The following is a 19,643-nucleotide window of genomic DNA, read 5'->3' on the forward strand; positions in this document are numbered from 1 at the left end:
ATGCTATACTTCAATCAACTTAAAAACTTTTGTGAAGACCTATGGAGGGATAGCGTATGACGATGTTGGATTACATCATGGAACAGCCTGAGATTTTTCGGAAGGTGTTGGAACAGAATGTTGAGATTACGGCCGGCTTTGAAGAGATTTTTGATGGGGAGAAGCCTGACCATGTGTATCTGATTGCCAGTGGGACGTCATGTAATGCGGCGAAAGCGGCGGCGCCTTTTATGGAGCATGTGTTGAAACGGGAGGTCAGTGTATTTCCGCCGTCACAGATGGAGCGGGTGTTTGGGGAGAGACCGCTTCTCATCTTCATTTCCCAGGGCGGGAAGTCTACGAATATGATAGCGGCTGTGGAGAAGATGAAGGGATATCCCAGAATTGCCATGACGGGAAATGCGGATGGACGGATTAATTCCATGTGTGAGCATTATATCATGATTCCGTGTGGGGATGAGGCAGTGGGGCCGAAGACGAAGGGATATACTGCGACGATTCTCACGCTGTATCTGATGGCGCTGGAGGCGGCGAGGAAGACAGGCAGTGTGACGGAAGAGGAGTACCGGGAGTATCTGGCGGTTCTTGAAACTTCTTCGGTGCAGTATCAGGAGAATATTGAGCGGACCAGGAAGTGGATGGAGAAAAATGAGGAAGGGCTTCAGGCGCTTAAGGAGATTTACCTTGTGGGCAAAGGACAGAGTATGTTTGTGGCTCAGGAGGGGGCGCTGAAGGTGATGGAAACCTATCTGATTCCGGGGCTGTCTTATGATTTTGAGGAGTATCTGCACGGGCCGTCCTGCTCGATTCGGGAAACTACGGGCGGCATGTATCTGCTTCCGATGGCGGATGACGGAGATTATGAGAGGATGCAAAAGCTGGTGGCGTATCACAGAAGCATTTGCGGTCAGGTGTATACGGTTGGCCTTCCGGCGTCTGAGGATGAGAGAGACTGCACTCTGCTGAATTCCGGGCAGTGGTACACGAAGCCATTTGAGGAAATGCTGCCGTTACAGATGATTTGCGCGGTGATTCCTGGGAAACTGGGGATTGATGGCGCGGGAATGCAGCATTTTAAAGAGATCGATAAGTTCATGGATGTAAAATATAAGGAAGACGTTAAACAGGCGGAGTAAATGAGGAGGGACATCATGGAATACGTTTTAGGAATTGACAGCGGCGGAACGAATTACCGGGTGATGGCGGCGGATTTGGAAGGGAAGCGTCTGGGATATTACGTGGGAGAACCGGCGAATCTTCATTATCTGAATGAGGAGGAGCTGCTGAGACGGATAACCAGGAATGTGACGGAGTGTCTGAGTCAATTTGGAGGGCATCCGGAGGATGCGAAATATCTGTTGTGTGGAACGACTGGGATTGACTGTGAGGAGGACGCGGAGCGCCTGCTGAGGGCGTATAAAAAGCTGGAGGGATTTTCCTGTCCGATGAAGGTGATCAATGATGCGGAGCTTGCCCATTATACGGTGACTGGCGGGAAGGGAATTCTGATTATATCGGGGACGGGGTCTATTGCATTTGGCATCAACAGCAAAGGGGAGAGTTCAAGGGCCGGCGGCTGGCCGCTCTCGATTTTTGGAGATGAGGGCTCCGGCATCTGGGTGACGAAAATGGCCCTGAAGCATTATGCCCGCTATCTGGACCGGGCGGTGGAGAGTGGACCGCTTATTCGGCTGATTGAGTCTGAGGGTGGGATTCATACGAGGGATGAGCTGATTCAGGTTTCCCTCAAAGGCGGGAAGAACCCTGCCGATTTCCCGCAGCTGGGAAGGCTGGTGAACCAGGCGGCAGGGGAAGGCGATTCCTATGCCATGGATATCTTGAAGGGGGCGGCGCAGGAGCTGTACAAGATTATAGTCGATATCGTCTATGCGCTGGATATGGAGAAGACGGAGCCCGACTTCTGTGTTGGCGTGTGGGGGAGCAATATTGTGAAGTCTGCGATTGTGCTTGAGGAATTTTCCAAACGGGTGAAAGAGAGATATCCACAGTCCAGGATTCTTCTGCCGGAGAAGGAGTCTATTGACGGCGCGGTGGAGATGGCGCTTGGTTTGGTCGAATAACGGGATATTGTGGAGTGAGAGCGGGCGGTCGTAGTACTTACGGACGGCCCGCTTGAATTTTATGGTACCTTCTTAATTTGGGGGATGGAGGTTTATAGTTGGGTGTATATGGTTGGCTGCATATAGCCGGAAACGGTTGGAAGTTTACATATTTTCGGCGATAAATGTTGTTATGTGCCTGTGCAGCTGGTCGAGCGCTGGCGGTTCTACCGGATAGTGGCCTCCGTTTTCCAGAATAGTTATGGTTACCGGTACTTTTTTTATCCGGTCCAGGAAAGGTTTGCTCAAATGGAGAGGGGTCCAGCGGTCTTTTTCCGGCTGGGTAAGCAGAATTGGGCAGAAGTCAAAGTCTTCGGGGGATGTTTCCGGTGTGTATTCCATGTAGGAGTGAATAAATTTCATGGGAACCGCGTTTCCGGCGGAAGTTTTGTCTGCGAGGAGTTCGTTTAAGCAGTCCTGGTGGTTGCACAGCGCGGACATTTTTGAGCAGGTGGACATTTTCATTCTCATTCTGCCAAAGCCCAGCCGGGTGGCAAGTCCGGCAAGGGGAGTTCCTAAGTGGGCCCAGAATGCATTGTTGGTGGTTTCATTGCGCACCTGCTGGTTTTTCTGGTCAAGAAAGGTCATGCCGATGATTCCTTTGATATTGCGGTTTTTGCAGGCGATGTGATAGGTCTCCATACCACCGGCGGACAGGCCGTAAAGAAAGATGGGGCGGTTGTCCCGGCTCCACTCGTGGTTGACATAATCATTTCCAAGCTGCACCCAGTCTTCGTAGCTGATAACCATCTTTTTGTTTACTTCTGTGACCCCGTACAGCGGCATGTCAATGGCAATGACTTCATAGCCGTCCTTGGCAAGGGGGCCGCCAATGATTGTGGAAATCTGGCGTCCGTTGGTTCCGACGCCGTGCAGGAGAATGATTTTAGCTTTGGCGTCCGCGTTCCGGAAGGTATCCAGATGAACCAGATTCCCCTTCCAGTCCCAGTGTTCTTCTGTGGGGGTGTACTGTTCGGTGAAGTGAAATTCCGGTGGGAGAAAAGACATGATTTTTTTCCAGTTATTCTGGTCTGAGTAGTTCATAAAAATGCCTCCTTGATTTCATGAGTTTAAACATATAAACATATCGGCGATAATAGAACGCCACCGAAGTGACGTTTTATCATGATTCCATCTGCCGGATATCGTTCTCAATAGAATCGGTTAAGTTTTTCAAATGCGTAAGCGCCGGCTTCAAGTTTACCTGGTAATACCGTTCCTTCCCCTCCTGACGGACCGTTACCAACTCCGCATCTAACAATAATTTCAGATGATGGGAGACAGCCGGACGGGATAGGGAAAGCTTCTCCGTAAGAGCCGTAACGCTCAACTCGCGATGCTCAAACAAAAGCTGTGTGATTTCCTGCCGCCGTTCGTCCTGAAGCATTGAAAAGATAGGAGCGCATGTTTTCATGTAAATCATGGTTTGTTTGCTCATAGAAGTCTCCTTATAACGCGTTTATATGTTTAAACATATAGTATCACTTCTGTGATTGGAATACAATCCTTTTTTATAAGTTTATACACATAATTGGGTGAAAATGAGTTCTGATTATGTTATGATGGAGCGTAGGGAGGGGGGATACCATGTTTCACCGTGAAATTAATCAGACATTCCGTCAACTTAGAAAAACGCAGATTTTGACCATGTGTCTTTCCATTATAAAAATAGTTTTGAGATTTTCTCTTTTGATACAAATCCAAAAGACGGTCGACAGTATTTCGTTGAATAACTTAAATGTCACTCAAGGCTACTTAAAATCCTGTATCTGGCTGTTGGTGATATTTTTCCTTATGAACTGCATTTTTCAGTACTTTTTTAGAAATCTGCAATACACCAGTCACTATACATTGATGAAAAGTCTTTTTGGATTGGCGTTTGAGAAGGATTATTCTTTTCATATGAAGTATGTGCCATCGGCTGTGTTGTCTATGATAAAGGATGACAGTAAATTTATAGCCGATTGGAACAGTATCGGCGTGATTTTGATAACAGGACATGTGATGACCCTGGTTATGGCGTTTCTGTTGATGCTTCATTATAATGTGGTTATTACGGCCGTCATTTTTTTATTTATCTTATTTTGTTTTGTCGTCACGCATTTTATCAGCAAGAAGATTGGTAATAAAACCTATGATTTGCAGGTGTCCAATACGGAGTTGAATCAGAGAATGATGGACTACCTTGGCGGTGTTAAGGATGTCAAGCAGTATAAAAAAGAGTCCTTTTTTCAAAAACGGCTGTCCGATTTTATTGATGGGAATACCTATAAACACAGTAAGAGTATTTCTCAGTATTATTCGGTGTTTACCTCTACCTATGCGATGCTGACCGTTGCATTGCCGATATTGACTATTTTGATAGGCGCCATTTTAATCTTGAACAACCAGTATACTATCGGTGAGTTGATTGCGACTTACGTGCTGGTTGGCAATCTTCAGGAGCCGGTGCAGGTGATACCGGATTATTTGAATCAGAGAAGACAGGCGTTGAAAATGCAGAATAAAATCATGCCGATTTTGGAAGATAACTCCATATCCTATGCGCATGAGAAACTGGACGCTTTTCAGGAGTTTTCGTTCCACTCGGACGCCTATGTGTTTGAGGATGGGAAAGTTATTTTGAAGGATATTGATTTTACAATTCAAAAGGGTGAGCCGGTGATTATCAAGGGAGAGAGTGGGAAAGGGAAGAGCAGTTTGCTGAATTTGATATCCCGTTTTTGCGGCACGGATGGCCAGGCGGTCAGCATGGAGTACAATGGAATTCCGGTAGAAACCATAGCTCCTGATGTCTATTACCAGCATGTGCTGCAAGGGCAGCAGCTACCCTATATTTTCCGGGATACGGTTCAGGAAAATATAACATTGGGGGAAGCGGTTGATGAGGAGACTTTGAAAGAGGTCATCCATACGGTCTGCATGGAGGAGTTCGTGGGTATGAAAGGGCTGGATTATCTGCTGGAACAGGATGGGGAAAATATTTCCGGTGGGCAGAAACAGCGTATCGGACTTGCGAGGGTGCTAGTGCGGAGGCCGGATATCTTAATGCTGGATGAGCCAACCAGCGCGCTGGACCCGGAGCTGATAAACATGATAACCGAGCGGATTGTCAAATATTGTGAGCGGTATCAGATTGCATTGGTGCTGGTGTCGCATAATGATTCGTTTGAAAAGTATTATCAAAGAGCGGAAGCAGGGCAGGTAAAAATGATTCAGGTTTAATCAAAAAGTGGCGGAGGCGCCGTAGATGTCTATTCATCTATGGTGCCTCCGCCATTGTGCCTGGGTTAGTATGTAATCTTTCGGTTCCTGGCGGTGATGGGCCATTCGGCGGTCAGGGAGCCGGCGGATATGACGTAGGCTTTGTCGTAGAGCGCGGAGGTGGGACAGACGTGCCAGGGGATGATGTAGAGGACGGTTCCGATGGCGGGCCGCTCGCTTTCATGGCCTTTGTCCATGGTGAAGGTCCAGTGCTCTTCACTTTGAAATGCCTCCTTCGCGTGGGGGAGTTCCGGGATGATGCCGCGGATTCCCTGTTCGGCGGAGATGGCTTTATAGCCGGCATCCAGGGTGAAATAGCCTTCGGCCGGGTGGCTGACCACCCGGGTCAGAATGGCGGCGCCGGCCAGGTAGGGAAGGTCCGGGAACTGCTCGGTGTAGCCTTCGTCATAGATGAAGACGGTGCCGGGCGAGAAATAAACTCCCTCCATGCCGTTTGCATAGCACGGGAAGGTAGGACTGCCGCCCATAATCAGGATGGGACAGGACAGATTCTGCCCGGTCAAAGTGTCGCGGATGGATGTTACGGCCGCAATGGTTTCGGTTACTCTCTGCATCCGTGAATCGTAATCTTTCTCATGGCGGTCCCCGTCATAGCAGTGCAGACCGGAGGCTGTGATACCGGGCAGCTGGCTGAGTTTCTGATAGAAGGGGATTGCTGATTCAAACGGCACACCGGTGCGGTTCATGCCGGTATTGATGTCAACCAGGCAGTTGACACTGGTATGGCGCTGGGCAGCCAGATCTCCCAGGATGGAAAACTGCTCCAAATCGTCGCCAAGAGCATAGAAGGTTTTGGCCGGATAAGCCTCGGCCAGCTTTAAAAACCGCTCCATGTTGGGGCCGACCAGAGGGTAAGCCAGCAGAATCCGCTCCGCATCGGTCTGCGCTACCATCTCCGCCTCCGCAATCGTAGCACATTTAAAGTTTTTGATACCCATTTCGGTGGATAGCTGTGTAAAATCCTTGGACTTATGAGATTTTACATGGGGCCAGAGACGTTCCGGGGAGCCGGCTGCCCGGATAGCTGTCTCCGTGTTTTTGATTAAAATGTCCTTATCATAGACAAGGGCCGGGGAAGGAATGGATTCTTCCTCCAAAAAATGATAATTCACATGATGAGTTTGCTGCATAATCAGACCTCCTGTTCGTATAGCAGAATTATACAACAAAATGTTTAAGAATACAATGAATTATTGACAAAATGTTGAAACAATGATACCATTATCACCATAACAAGTTGTCTATGCTGTGGGAGAACGAGAATGGGAAGAAAATTATTAGTAAATGGCACGGTTTATGATGGAAAAGGCAATGAACCGGTGGTGGCAGATATTCTGATTCAGGACGATAAAATAGCCGCAATCGGAGAAAACCTTGACAGAGACGGGGCAGATGAGGTGTTTAATGTGTCCGGCTTGACGGTGACGCCAGGATTTGTGGACATGCACCGCCACTGCGACAAAAGTCCCTTCGAGACAGCTAAGGGGGAGAATACCTACGGAAAAGTCATGCTGAGGCAGGGAATCACCACGACAGCCACCGGAAATTGTGGTATCTCCATGTACCCGCTGAGCAGCGATAGGGCTGTGGTGGAGGAAATGCGGAATTATTATGCCCCGGTCCTTGGAAATATTGACGCCTACGGGGACATTGCCACCTATGAAGATTACAGAAAACGTCTGAAGGAATGCCAGCTTCCGGTAAATACGGCCGCCATGATTGGCATGGGCGCTATCCGGATTGCGGTAAAAGGATTCTCGGAGGAGCCGTTCACAGAGAGCGAGATAAAGCAATGCCAGAACATCATTGAGGATGCACTGAAGCAGGGCGCTCCCGGCGTGTCCGTTGGGCTGATGTATCTGCCGGAATGCTTTGAGACCGTGGAGGAACTGGGAGAAATTCTGAAGCCGGTGGGAACATACGGCCGCATCGTGACGGCTCATATCCGTGGCGAGGGCGACAGCCTTGTGAAAAGTGTGGAGGAAGTGGTTCGTATTGGCCGCATAGCCGGATGCCGGATGGAGGTCAGCCACTTTAAATCCTGTGGAATGGCCAATTGGAACCGGGAAATACATAAGGCCATTGAGCTGATAGAAGCGGCCCGCCGCGACGGAATCGCGGTGGACTGTGATTTCTACCCCTACGACTGCGGTTCAACCACCCTGCTGTCCATGATACCGCCGGAGTTTGTAAACGGGAACATTCCGGAGGCCCTTGCAAGACTTCAGACAAAGGAAGGGCGGGATGCGCTTCGCGATATGTTGGAGTGCACCTACGACAATTGGGATAACTATGCCATTTCCCTGGGATGGGATAAGGTGATTATCTCGGCCGCGTCGAAGCCGGAGAATCAGGACAAAATCGGAAAGAGCATTACGGAGATTGTGGAGGCATTTCACTATGAAGATGAGGTAGAAGCTGTCTCGGATATCCTGGTCAGTGAGAACGGAACGGCGGCGATTATCATCCGCAGCATGGAGCAGAGCGATATCGATGTGATAGCGAAACTCCCTTATTCCTGTGTGATTTCCGATGCGATTTACGCGGAGACGGATCGCCCGCATCCGAGAATGTATGGGGCATTCCCTCGACTGATACATGATTATGTGTACCAGAGAAAGGTTCTGACATTAAAAGATGCCATCCGGAAAATGACATCCATGCCAGCACAGCGGATGGGACTGGAAATGCGGGGCGTGATTGAGGAAGGCGCATACGCGGATATCAATGTATTTGATGCGATGAAATTCAAAGATATGGCGACTTATGTGGAGTCCACACGGTATGCGGAAGGATTGAATTACTGCTTCCTGAACGGGAATCTTGTGGTGAAGGATGATGAAGTTCTCCTGGAGAACTGCGGGCGCATGTTGTAATATGGGGACATAGCAAAAGGAATATTGTGAGTTTTTAACCTAAACGCACCTAATAGGTTGAGAATATTGACAATAAAAACCGAATTGCATATAATAAGAGTATAAGGAGGTGTTATTATGGCATTAACAACTTTCAGTGTAAGAATGGATGAAAGTTTAAAACGACAGTTTGATGCCCTTTGCTCTGATTTTGGAATGAATGCGACTACTGCGTTTAATGTGTTTGCCCGTGCTGTTGTTCGGGAAAAAAGAATCCCATTTGAAATCCAGGCATCCAGCGATTTCACAAGACAGAGTGGTATGCAGGCATTTATGGCACTTCGGGTACAGGCAAAGGAAAACGGTGTGCAGGACTTGTCCCTTGATGAAATCAATGAGGAGATTCGCAAATCCAGATATGAGGAGGCAACAGAGTGATTTGTTATGCGGTGATTGATACCAATGTGCTGGTATCTGCACTCTTGTCAAGTCACGATGATGCCGCCACTGTTCAAGTGGTGGGAAAGCTGTTCTCCGGCGAAGTGATACCATTATTGAGCAAGGAAATATTACGAGAATATGCCGAGGTATTAAGGCGAAAGAAATTTGGATTTTCAGAGGAAACAGTCAGCTCCTTAATTTATGTAATTAAAAAATACGGAGAGATGCTTGCTCCTACACCGACAGGTGAAATTTTACCCGATATGAAAGACTTGCCGTTTTATGAGGTCGTTTTGGAAAAGGGTGAGGAGGAAGCCTACCTTGTAACTGGAAATCTGAAACATTTCCCCATAAAACCGTTTATCGTGACTGCACGAGAGTTTTTGGACATTTTAAATGGAAATAAATAAGATACACTAAATTGTCAAAAGAGGCTGTTTCAAGCAGTCTCTTTTCTTTTTGCCTTGAAAAAAGGAGGATGCAGACCATACCGCAAAGCAGATTACTGGCAGCTTCGGTGAATGGATTGTTTTATAAAGAAACCAGAGAGTGAATATTTTGAAGTCGCTCTCTGGTTACAACTTGTTTGCTAATCGTTAAGTTAGTTTTGTGATATTTCCTGGCGTGCTATTTAATCTCGTTTAAATAATTATAAATACTATACCGGGAAAGTCCCAGGAAGTCGGCGAGTATCTCGGCGGACTTCTTGATCAGGAAGAATCCCTTTTTATCTAAAGACTGTACAATATTTACCTTTTCTTCTTTCGTCAAATCCTTGATTTCTTTGCCGGTCTTTGAGACGGCGTCGTTCATCATCTCTTCCAGCAGGCCGTCGATGTTGCCGATGAAAAATTCTGATGAATTGTGGGCCGGCAGCTCGCTCTCATCGCAGGTAAGGAGGCGCAGGGAATCCTGGCATTTAATTAAATCGGTGATGTCCAGGTTGATGCAGAGACTTCCGTTGACCTTTCCGTATTCGTCGCGGAAATATTTGCTGGAGGAACGGAGAATCTTGCCGTCGGGCGTGGTATTGATGTAATGGTACTGGTCGTCCGGGGATACGGAGCCTTTCAGAATCTGGAGACCTGCGTTGGTACCGCCATCTCCAATCTTCCTCCCGGTAACGTGCCCGTTCCAGATGGCCACGATGGTTTTGTTGTAGGGAAGCGTCAAATCGTGCAGGACAACTTCACAATTCTCACCAAACTGCATGGCTATACATTTGGCTATATCGGAGAGCAGGTTGATATTATCGGTTACGTATCCCATAGAAATTCCCCTCACTTCTTATATGTTATGTTCTGAGTTTTTAGTGTCCGGAGTTAATCAATATCCCCTTACGTTTTATTCTACAACACTTTCAGGAATAATGAAACAAAAAGTTGAAAAAATATTTTTAATAGAAAAAATGTGTAAATTGTAGATGAGATTAAAACAAAACGTTGACATGTTTATGTTAATAATTTGGCAAAATGATTAATTTAAATATAAAAATCATGTTTTTATTGACAGATTGATGAAGATATAGTATAGTGAAGAAGAAATAAGTAAACAAAATGTTGAAGCGCGTACAACAAAAGGTTTAAAACGAAGTATCTTAAGCATGGCCGGCATAAAAAACCTGCCGGAGGTAGTGAGCAAAAGGAGGAAAGTCATGAAAAAAAGACTGGTAAGTTCTATTTTAACACTTAGTATGGTTGCTATTGCAATGACAGGATGCGGAAGTTCAGACAGCGGGAAGACAGAAACAACAACAGCGGCAGTTACGGATAATGGGGGTTCTGAGAGTAGTGCGGCAAAGGAAGAACCGGCTGGGGATGCCCAGGTTGTGACCTTCTGGTATAACAATACAGGAGATGAAGCTAAAATTTATGAGGATGCGATTGCAGCATACAATGCATCTCAGAGCAAATACAAAGTAGAAGGTTTGAGTGTTACCGATGGACAGAAAATGATTGTTGCCATGAGCAGCAACGAAGCGCCTGACGTTATCAAACATGGTAATCAGACCGTGATACAGTACGCCATGAACGGATTGGTTGAGCCTCTGGAGAGCTATGTAAAAGCTGAAAACTTTGACCTCTCTATCTATTCAGACCAGGCAGTCAATGCCAACCGTGTTGACGGCGACCTGTATGCACTTCCTTTGGATGCCTATACAATCCAGATGTACTACAATAAGACATTGTTGAAAGAAGCAGGATACACAGAGCCACCAAAAACCATGGAAGAGATGTATGAGATGGCTGTAAAGGCAACCAAGGCAGACGGCAATGGTAACATTGATGTTCTGGGCTATCCGCTGTTCCCATACGCTTCCGCAAGACAGGAGTTAATCTACGGTTTCGGCGGCAGATGGTGGGATGAGGATTCCAACCTGACACCTGACAATCAGGGAATTCTTGACAGTCTGAACATGAACGTGAAGTTCAGAGAAGAATTTGGCGGTAAGGCGCTTGACAGCTTTATCGGTACGGCCAATACCAACCGCTATACGGAGCAGGATATGTTCTTCCAGGGTAAACAGCTGTTCAGATTAGACGGCTCCTGGCTGCCTACTATGATGGCTAACTTTAATTCAACTGTTGATTACGGTATCACATTGGTACCTGGAACAGAAGCTCATCCGGAATACAGAGGCGTCAGCCGTTTTGAGACAGATTCCATCGCAATAACATCAATGTCTTCTAATAAAGATGGTGCATGGGATTTCACAAAGTGGCTGTGCAGCGCAGAGGGTGCGAAAATTATCAACCTCGGAACAGGTAACCTTCCGGCGATTAAGTTTCTTTATGATGACCCTGAAATCCTGGCAGTTCCCGGATTTGCAGAATTCATCGATGCACTTAAGGAAGAGAAGGGTGTTCAGTATCCACAGATGTCTGACTATGACGAATACATGAATCTGGTAAACTCCGCATTGGATACCGTATATTCCGGAAAGATGACACCAGAAGATGCTATGCGCTCATTGAAGGAACAGAGTGCCGGACTTGAATAATTGACCTGCTTGTGCCGATGCCGGATGAGATAAGTTCCGGCATCGGCATTTTTTAAAGGATTATTCAAGAAATATGGGAAAGGAGAATAATGTGAAGAAAACAAAATCATGTTGGGAGAAAAAAGAATTCAAGTATGGTCTGCTGTTTGCGGCTCCATGGATTTTTGGTTTTTTGGCATTCAGTGTGTATCCGCTGGTTAGCTCTCTATATTACAGCTTCACAAAATTTAATGCAGTAACAGCTCCCAAATGGGTAGGTCTTAAAAACTTTGAAGATGTCTTCAGCGACCCCCTCGTATGGAAAAGTTTATTAAATACGCTATTTATCTCATTCGTATCAACCCCCATCAACCTGGCGGTTGCCCTGTTGCTGGCCTGTATCGTGACAAAGAATTTCAGAGGAAAAGGCGCCGTGAGAACCGCATTTTTCCTTCCATCCGTTATCCCAATGGTAGCTGCTACCATGGTATGGATTTGGATGTTTGACCCAACCTACGGTTACATCAACAATGTCCTGGGATGGTTTGGAATCAACGGCCCCGCATGGCTTCTGGATGCAAAATACACTAAATGGGCGCTGGTGCTGATGGGAACCTGGAATACGGGTACGATCATGCTGGTATGTATGGCGGCTCTCCAGTCGGTTCCCAAAAGTTATTACGAATCGGCGGAGATTGACGGAGCGGGTTCCGTGAAGAGATTCTTCTATATTACATTGCCCTGCGTGGCCCACGTATTTGTATACCAGGCGATACTCAGTATCATCAACTCCTTCCAGTACTTCCAGCAGGTTTACATTATCGTTACGGCAAATGCTGGCGTGAAGGGCGGAAGCGCCGCGGGAGGACCGGAGAACTCGATTCTGATGTATCCGCTGTATATTTTCCACAACGCGTTTACATACCTGAAGATGGGGAAAGCGTCCGCCATGGCGTGGATTCTCTTCATCATCGTTGCTATTCTGACGGTTATCATGACGAAGGTGACGAAGAAGGTGACCGAAGATGCAGGAGGTGAGTGATTATGAACAAGTTAAAGCTTAAGAAACAGATAAAAAACGGATTGTTTTTTCTTATGGTTGCAGTGCTGGTCATTATATTTGTCTCACCGTTTATGGTCATGTTCCTGACGTCGTTTAAGACGAACAGCGACGCCTTCACCATCCCGGTGAAGCTGCTTCCGAGAAAATGGATTACGGATAACTTCCCGGCGGCATTTGCGGCAATCCCGTATTTCAAATATATGGGAAATACCATCTTTATCACCGTGCTTTCCGTAGCCGGACAGGTGTTAGTCACCCCGCTGGTGGCTTACTCCCTCTCTAAAATCAAATGGAAAGGCGCGGATATCATCTCTGGACTTGTCATGGCGACTATGATGATTCCGATTACGGTAACGATGGTGCCGTTGTATAAGATTTATTCCAAACTGGGACTGACAAATACCTATATTCCGCTGATTCTGCCGGCATTTTTCGGAAAAGCATTCTATATCGTGCTGGTGAGACAGTTCTTCAACGGCGTTCCAAACAGCTTGATTGAGGCCGCCAGAATCGACGGCGCCAACCATTTCACCTGTTACTGGAGAATCGCGATGCCGCTGTGCAAGCCGGTGCTGACAACCATTGGTATCTACGCGTTTTTGGACGCTTGGAGCGACTATCTGTATCCGTTGATTTTCATCACGAAGCCGGAGCGCTATACGCTGTCTTTAGGACTTCAGCAGTATCTGAGCGAGTATTCGATTGACTGGTCGCGATTGATGGCGGCGGCGCTGGTGTTCGTGCTTCCGGTTATCGTCTGCTTTGCGGTGTTCCAGAGAAACTTCGTGGAAGGAATTGCAACCAGTGGACTTAAGGCATAAGGAATGACAGAGGATGATGAGACATCATGGATAAAATTCAGTCTTTAAATGGAATCTGGAATTTACAGAAGGGAAATGATACCGCAAGCCGGATTCCGGCCGCCGTGCCGGGGACAGTCCTGTCGGCGATGCTGAAGCATGGGGCGATAGAAGACCCTTTCTGGAGATGTAATGAATACCGGACACGGGAGTTTATGGCATCCGATTTTACATATGACAGGGAATTTACGGTGGAGTCGCTGGACTGTGACTCCGTTACCCTGGTGTGCGAGGGGCTTGATACCCTTGCCACGGTGGCGGTCAATGGAGTGGAGATTGCCAGAACGGATGACATGCACCGGACGTACCGGATAGAAGTGAAGAAATTTTTGAGGGCTGGGGTGAACCATATCTCCATCCGGTTTGACTCCGCCCTTGTGGCCGCCAGAAAAGAAGACGCGGAAAATGACATATTTTATGCATCCACCGGATGTATCCATGGAAATGCCGCCATTCGGAAGGCCCACTATATGTTCGGCTGGGACTGGGGCCCGCAGCTTCCTGACGCGGGGATATTCCGAAATATTTCTCTGGAATACAGAAGCCTGCCGAAGTTTGCGGATGTTTTAATAAAACAGGAGCATGGCGGGGATGGAAGCGTGGCCTTGAAACTGTACACAGAGGTGGATTTCCTGGCGGAGAAACGGAACTTATCGGTTTCGATGTCCCCGGAATCCAAGTGGACAGAGACAGAACTTTCTCTGGCCGTAACCATTGAGGACCCGGACGGGAACTGCATGGCGGAGATATACCCCTTCCAGAGAGAGATTTCCATGGAAATCCCCAACCCACGGTTATGGTGGCCCAACGGAGTGGGAGAACATCCGCTCTATCAGGTGAGTGTGGAACTGAAAACTGGAGATGGCGTGGTCTGTGACATCTGTCGGAAAAGAATCGGGCTCCGGACCATTGACGTTTGCACGGATGCCCACGAATACGGCAGTGAGTTTGCCTTTGTCGTAAACGGAGTCAAAATCTTCGCCATGGGCGCCAATTATATCCCGGAGGATATTCTTTTAAGCCGGGTGACCAAGGAGAGAACTTGCCGGCTGGTGAAGGACTGCGAGAGCGCAAACTATAACTGCATCCGGGTCTGGGGCGGCGGTTACTACCCGGACGATTATTTCTATGATGCCTGCGACGAGGCCGGCATCATGGTCTGGCAGGATTTGATGTTTGCCTGCAACGTGTATGCGCTGACGGAGCATTTTGAAGAAAATATCGTGGAGGAGACGAAGGACAATGTCCGCCGCCTGCGCCACCACCCCTGTCTGGCCTTGTGGTGTGGAAACAACGAGATGGAGTGGGGATGGGGCGATGAATGGGCCAGAATCAAGGGCCATCATCCGAGATATAAGGCGGATTACATCAAGATATTTGAGTACATTCTCCCCAAGGCGTTGAAAAACTGCGACGATGTCACCTTCTACTGGCCGTCGTCTCCTTCCTCCGGCGGGAGTCTGGATGACCCCAACGCCGTGAACCGGGGCGACCAGCATTACTGGGAGGTGTGGCATTCCGGAAAGCCGTTTACCGAGTACCGGAAAGAGTATTTCTCTTTCTGCTCGGAGTATGGATTCCAGTCCTTCCCAGGGATGAAGACGATTGAGAGCTTCACTCTTTTGGAGGACAGAAATATCTTCAGCCAGGTGATGGAATCCCATCAGAAGAATGGGAGCGCCAACGGCAAGATACTGAATTACGTGGCCGATTATTTCCTGTATCCCAAGTCGCTGGGAGATTTGGCCTACATTTCCCAGGTATTGCAGCTGAAAGCGATACAGTACGGGGTAGAGCACTGGAGAAGAAACCGGGGGCGTTGTATGGGCTCCCTCTACTGGCAGATCAATGACTGCTGGCCGGTGGCATCCTGGGCGAGCATCGACTATTTCGGGCGATGGAAGGCCCTCCACTATGGAGCCAAACGGTTCTACGCGCCGGTTATGGTTTCGGCCTGTGAGAAGGAGGAGCTGTCATCGGAGATTGGCTACTTTGTGAATAACGATACGTTAGAGCCGGTTCAGGGAAGAGTGGAAGCGGCGCTGATTGACCAGGATTTTCAGGTTCTGTGGGAGCATACGGAAGATATCACGGTGGAGCCCATGTCAGTAGGACAGAGCTTTTCGGTAGATTACCGGAGTGTGGCCCCGAAGAGGATGGAAGAGCGGAAGGAAGAACAGCAGGCAGAGCGTCATGCAAAGCAGCAGGAAACGTGGGACGAAGAGAAGTCCTGCTTCTTTGCGAGAGTGAGACTCTATATTGGAGACACGCCGGTGTCAGAGCAGGTCACCCTGTTTGTGAAGCCGAAACATTTCCAATACCGGAAACCGGAGTATGTGATTGCGGTTACGGAGACAGAAGAGCAGTTTATAATCCGGGTGAGAAGTTCCTCGTTTGCACAGTATGTGGAATTGGAGCTTGAGGAATTAGACGGCGTTTTCTCCGACAATTATTTTGACATCACCACCCCGGAGGGAGTGGAGGTATCGCTGCCGAAAACAGAGCTTCCCGAAGGATGTACGCTCAAGAATCTGGAGCGGCAGATTCGGGTGAGAAGCGTGGCGGACAGTTATGAAGTAGGATAAGACATTGCTAATCAAATAGAAAAATCAAAAAAGGAAGGTCTCTTTTATGAACATTTATGAGAAATTAAAAGAATGCAACTTGACATTGCCGGAAGCGCCGGCTAAGGGCGGTCTTTATACGCCATGTATGGAATTTGGAGAGAATCTGGCATATATCTCCGGGTGCGGTCCGGCGATTGGAGATAAAAAACCATGCGGCAAGCTGGGGAAAGAATACACCACCGAGGAGGGAATGGAATGGGCAAGAAATTCCATGCTGAATGTGCTGGCGGTTCTTGAGGCGCAGGTGGGTGATTTAAATAAGGTAAAGAAGGCGGTTAAAATCCTTGTCTTTGTGGCCAGTGACGACGAGTTTACAGAGCAGCCCATGGTGGCAAACGGAGCCAGCGCCCTGCTTGGCGAGCTGTTCGGGACGGAGAACCTGCCATCACGCTCCGCCATTGGCGTCAATGTCCTTCCCGGCAACATTCCGGTAGAAATTGAAGCAATTTTCGAGCTGGAGAAATAGGTAACCGAAGCATACAATTCCGCAGATTATGGAGGTTTCATCATGAATGAGTTGTTTCAAAAAAGTTTGAGAGAATCGTTGTATGTGCATTATCCGTTAAAACCGGAGCAGGACAGAAGCATTGAGGGAAAGAATCTGAAAAAGGAAGTCACGAGTTCCATTCCGCTCTGGGATGGGGAGAGTATGGACTGCTGGAGCTTTGAGGGAGAAGGCGAAGTGGAGATTCGGGAAAAGGGCGTGCTGCATCTGCACACCTGGTCGAGAGCGGACCACTGGCCGGACACGGAGGTCCGTGCCCATGACGCGGCCGGCGGGGCCTATGCCACCTTCGGAAGCTATATTCCCAAGCTGGATGTCAGCGGACTTGACCTGTCCGTGGGCAACCGGATTTATTTTAAAATCAAACCGGAGTGCGAGGGAAACCGAAGCCCCATCGTGCGGGTGGGATTTACTAACAACGGGGTTATCAAGATTCCGGACGCCTATTCCAGAGAAGGCTACAACGCCATGAACTTAAAGAACCATGAGTGGAATGAATGTGTCTGGGAGATTGACGCCATTGCCCATGATAAGATTGAGGAGATTTCCTTTAATATCCACCGCTACGGCAAGGACGTGTCCACCGGCGATAACATGTATTTCGAGTTAAAGGACATTTACTTCCAGGAAGTGGAGCCCAATGTGGTTCACGGCTGGCAGTGCGGCAAGGAGAGGGCGGCTTACTCCACCACCGGATATTTTACGGACGGTGACAAGACGGCCATTGTGAATACGGATGCGGAGACATTTGAGATTGTCCATGCGGCTGACGGCTCCGTGGCATACCGGGGCGATATCAAACGGGTGCAGGGGCAGGCCGGCGAGTTTGGCGTGATTGATTTTACGGAGCTTCGGACGGATGGGGAGTACCGGATACGGTTTGGCAGTACGGAGACCGAAACCTTCCACATCGGCCAGGATATTCTGGTGCCAAGTCTCTGGAAGCTGATTAACTTCCTGTACTGCGAGCGATGCGGCTACCCGGTTCCAAACTGCCACGGCGCCTGCCATCAGGATGTCTATGCGGACCACAACGGGGTGAGAATGATTTTCAATGGCGGCTGGCATGACGCGGCGGACGTCTCCCAGCAGACCATGCAGAGTGCCGAGATTCTGGACGCCATGATGGCGTCGGCAAAAGAGGCCCGGAAATTCGATGAGATGCTTTACTTAAGAATGATGGAGGAGGCAAACTGGGGTCTCGACTTTATCCTGAGAATGCGTTTCGGGGACGGATACCGGACTTCCCACGCGGCTCTCAGAAGATGGACCGACGGATTGATGGGCAATATGGATGATGTGATTGCCGACGTCAACAACCGCTCCTTTGAAAACTTTGTGTTTGCGGCTGTGGAAGCGGGCGCGGCGGAAGCTTTCGGGGAGAGAGACCCGGAGCTGGCCTGGAAATGTCTGGACGTGGCGAAGGAAGATTTTATGTTTGCGGATGAGCGGTTCCGTAAGGTAGGACTGGAAGAGCCTCACATGGTAGAGCACACAGCCGGGGCCAGTCTCTCTCAGTATTATTCTGCGGCTGCGTGGGCGGCGGCAAGACTGTATAAGATGACAAAGGAAGACCGGTTCGCTGCATTTGCGAAAGAGTATGCGGATAAAATTGTGGCCTGCCAGGAGACTGGCGATGAGACGCCGATGAACGGATATTTCTACCGGGATGAGACGAAGAAGCACATTGTGCATTTCTCCCATCAGGCCAGAGACCATGTGTTTGTCATGGCGCTGGCAGAGGTCTGCGAGGCCTTGAAGGGCCATGAGAAGATTGAGGCCTGGGAGCAGGCGATGAAGCTGCACGGGGAGTATCTGAAGAAGCTGAAGGTCTATACACAGCCCTACGGAATGCTTCCGGCCGGCATTCATCATATCTCCGAGATTGATGACAAGGCCACTTTCGATGTGCTTCATCCTACTGCTGAATATGAGGCGGAGAAGGCCAACTATAAGGAGCAGCTGGAAAATGGTATCGACCTTGGAAACGGATATTATATTAGAAGATTCCCGGTATGGTTCTCATACAGAGGGAACTCGGCTATCCAGCTGTCCATGGGAAAAGCGGCTTCTATTTTAGGACAGTATTTTGGTGACAGGGAATTGATTGAGATTGGCCGCGAGCAGCTCTACTGGGCTCTGGGCAAAAATCCGTTCACCCAGTCCCTCATGTACGGCGAGGGCGACAACTACGGTCAGGAATACACCGCTCTTCTTGGCGAGACGGTGGGAGAAATGCCAGTAGGCGTTCAGACCAGAAGAAATGAGGACCTTCCATACTGGCCTCAGGCGAATATCGCCACATACCGCGAAGTATGGACCACGCCGCCAGGACGTTTCATGGCAATTGCGGCGGACGTGATGTAAGAAAGAAAAAGGAGCTGCGCACGGATTACTGAGTGCGACAGCTCCTTTTTTATGTCTATCTCATAAGCGGCATACTTCCGGTCAGCTTGTTGACCAGCTTTTTGGGGCCGCAGATGGCCAGGCCGTAGTAGGACATGTCCGGGGTTTCGGTCTGGGAGGCTTTGAGGGTGAAATCGTCGTAGTGGTTGCAGGTCTGGGCCACCTCGGAGAAATCGACCACAATCAGCTCGGCAAAGTCGGGCTGGTAGAGCTGCTGGCGGAGGTCCCTGATTTTCTCCCGGTCAGCTTTTAAGATGGGGACGGGAATCTGGATGATTCCCAGATGGGAGTTGCCGGTTTTGTCGGTGACGTCGGGCCCGACACTCTCTGGGATGTGGCGGCCCAGGGTGATGCCCATGATTGCTGCGGTGTTGGCGATGATTCCGAGAGGAAGCTCGCTGTCTATGACCATAACGCATTTTTTCTCCAGTATATCCATATCATAATACTCCTTTTTCGACGTTATATACCTGTATTGTAGTCCCAAGGAGTGAAAAATTC

The 19,643-nt window shown here is 48.7% G+C and carries 17 protein-coding genes; 12 read left to right on the plus strand and 5 right to left on the minus strand.

Annotation, left to right across the window (positions count from 1 at the left end):
- Positions 1-56 precede the first annotated feature (56 nt).
- Entirely contained in the window at positions 57-1,136 is a 1,080-nt protein-coding gene (locus HMPREF9473_RS01550) for an SIS domain-containing protein (RefSeq protein ID WP_006778290.1), read from the plus strand.
- Between the two features lie 15 nt (positions 1,137-1,151).
- Entirely contained in the window at positions 1,152-2,081 is a 930-nt protein-coding gene (locus tag HMPREF9473_RS01555; RefSeq protein ID WP_006778291.1) for an N-acetylglucosamine kinase, read from the plus strand.
- A 144-nt stretch (positions 2,082-2,225) separates the two neighbouring features.
- Here HMPREF9473_RS01555 and HMPREF9473_RS01560 read toward each other — a convergent pair whose 3' ends face one another.
- Both HMPREF9473_RS01560 and HMPREF9473_RS01565 read right to left on the minus strand, forming a co-directional pair.
- A complete protein-coding gene (locus tag HMPREF9473_RS01560; protein WP_006778292.1) occupies positions 2,226-3,164 on the minus strand; it encodes an alpha/beta hydrolase in 939 nt (312 codons plus the stop codon).
- A gap of 79 nt (positions 3,165-3,243) precedes the next feature.
- The gene (locus tag HMPREF9473_RS01565) at positions 3,244-3,558 is read right to left on the minus strand and encodes an ArsR/SmtB family transcription factor (RefSeq protein ID WP_006778293.1); all 315 of its coding nucleotides are present in this window, start codon (positions 3,556-3,558) and stop codon (positions 3,244-3,246) included.
- Between the two features lie 209 nt (positions 3,559-3,767).
- Here HMPREF9473_RS01565 and HMPREF9473_RS01570 point away from each other — a divergent pair, with 209 nt between their 5' ends.
- Complete coding sequence (locus HMPREF9473_RS01570; protein ID WP_242830820.1) at positions 3,768-5,345, plus strand: ATP-binding cassette domain-containing protein; 1,578 nt, start codon at positions 3,768-3,770, stop codon at positions 5,343-5,345.
- 65 nt (positions 5,346-5,410) lie between these two features.
- Here the strand turns inward: HMPREF9473_RS01570 and HMPREF9473_RS01575 are convergent, their stop codons facing one another.
- Positions 5,411-6,535, minus strand: a complete 1,125-nt coding sequence (locus HMPREF9473_RS01575; protein WP_006778295.1) for a D-TA family PLP-dependent enzyme — start codon at positions 6,533-6,535, stop codon at positions 5,411-5,413.
- 132 nt (positions 6,536-6,667) lie between these two features.
- Between HMPREF9473_RS01575 and HMPREF9473_RS01580 the strand changes: the two genes are divergently transcribed.
- From HMPREF9473_RS01580 to HMPREF9473_RS01590, 3 genes are all read left to right on the plus strand, one after another.
- Positions 6,668-8,281, plus strand: coding sequence for an N-acyl-D-amino-acid deacylase family protein (locus tag HMPREF9473_RS01580; protein WP_006778296.1), 1,614 nt, complete (start codon positions 6,668-6,670; stop codon positions 8,279-8,281).
- 117 nt (positions 8,282-8,398) lie between these two features.
- Positions 8,399-8,698: a type II toxin-antitoxin system RelB/DinJ family antitoxin gene (locus tag HMPREF9473_RS01585; RefSeq protein ID WP_006778297.1), complete on the plus strand. Its 300-nt coding sequence runs from the start codon at positions 8,399-8,401 to the stop codon at positions 8,696-8,698.
- Positions 8,695-9,111 (plus strand): putative toxin-antitoxin system toxin component, PIN family, encoded by a 417-nt coding sequence (locus HMPREF9473_RS01590; protein WP_006778298.1) that lies wholly within the window; start codon positions 8,695-8,697, stop codon positions 9,109-9,111. Before HMPREF9473_RS01585 ends, HMPREF9473_RS01590 begins: the two co-directional genes overlap by 4 nt.
- Positions 9,112-9,328: 217 nt before the next feature.
- Here the strand turns inward: HMPREF9473_RS01590 and HMPREF9473_RS01595 are convergent, their stop codons facing one another.
- On the minus strand, positions 9,329-9,970 hold the full coding sequence (locus HMPREF9473_RS01595) for a helix-turn-helix transcriptional regulator (protein WP_006778299.1): 642 nt from the start codon (positions 9,968-9,970) through the stop codon (positions 9,329-9,331).
- A gap of 385 nt (positions 9,971-10,355) precedes the next feature.
- Between HMPREF9473_RS01595 and HMPREF9473_RS01600 the strand changes: the two genes are divergently transcribed.
- From HMPREF9473_RS01600 to HMPREF9473_RS01625, 6 genes are all read left to right on the plus strand, one after another.
- Positions 10,356-11,702, plus strand: coding sequence for an ABC transporter substrate-binding protein (locus tag HMPREF9473_RS01600; RefSeq protein ID WP_006778300.1), 1,347 nt, complete (start codon positions 10,356-10,358; stop codon positions 11,700-11,702).
- Between the two features lie 91 nt (positions 11,703-11,793).
- Positions 11,794-12,723, plus strand: coding sequence for a carbohydrate ABC transporter permease (locus tag HMPREF9473_RS01605; RefSeq protein ID WP_006778301.1), 930 nt, complete (start codon positions 11,794-11,796; stop codon positions 12,721-12,723).
- Positions 12,724-12,725: 2 nt separating this feature from the next.
- Positions 12,726-13,565 carry a carbohydrate ABC transporter permease gene (locus HMPREF9473_RS01610; protein ID WP_006778302.1) on the plus strand — a complete coding sequence of 280 codons (840 nt, stop codon included), beginning with the start codon at positions 12,726-12,728 and terminating at the stop codon, positions 13,563-13,565.
- Positions 13,566-13,591: 26 nt separating this feature from the next.
- Positions 13,592-16,189: a beta-mannosidase gene (locus tag HMPREF9473_RS01615; RefSeq protein ID WP_006778303.1), complete on the plus strand. Its 2,598-nt coding sequence runs from the start codon at positions 13,592-13,594 to the stop codon at positions 16,187-16,189.
- A 46-nt stretch (positions 16,190-16,235) separates the two neighbouring features.
- Positions 16,236-16,697, plus strand: coding sequence for a RidA family protein (locus tag HMPREF9473_RS01620; protein WP_006778304.1), 462 nt, complete (start codon positions 16,236-16,238; stop codon positions 16,695-16,697).
- A gap of 42 nt (positions 16,698-16,739) precedes the next feature.
- A complete protein-coding gene (locus HMPREF9473_RS01625; RefSeq protein WP_006778305.1) occupies positions 16,740-19,103 on the plus strand; it encodes a glycoside hydrolase family 9 protein in 2,364 nt (787 codons plus the stop codon).
- A 55-nt stretch (positions 19,104-19,158) separates the two neighbouring features.
- On the opposite strand, the gene HMPREF9473_RS01630 is transcribed toward HMPREF9473_RS01625, so the two are convergent.
- Entirely contained in the window at positions 19,159-19,581 is a 423-nt protein-coding gene (locus HMPREF9473_RS01630) for a DUF2000 domain-containing protein (protein ID WP_006778306.1), read from the minus strand.
- Positions 19,582-19,643: the final 62 nt, after the last annotated feature.

The organism is Hungatella hathewayi WAL-18680 (genome assembly GCF_000235505.1).
Classification (GTDB): domain Bacteria; phylum Bacillota; class Clostridia; order Lachnospirales; family Lachnospiraceae; genus Hungatella_A; species Hungatella_A hathewayi_A.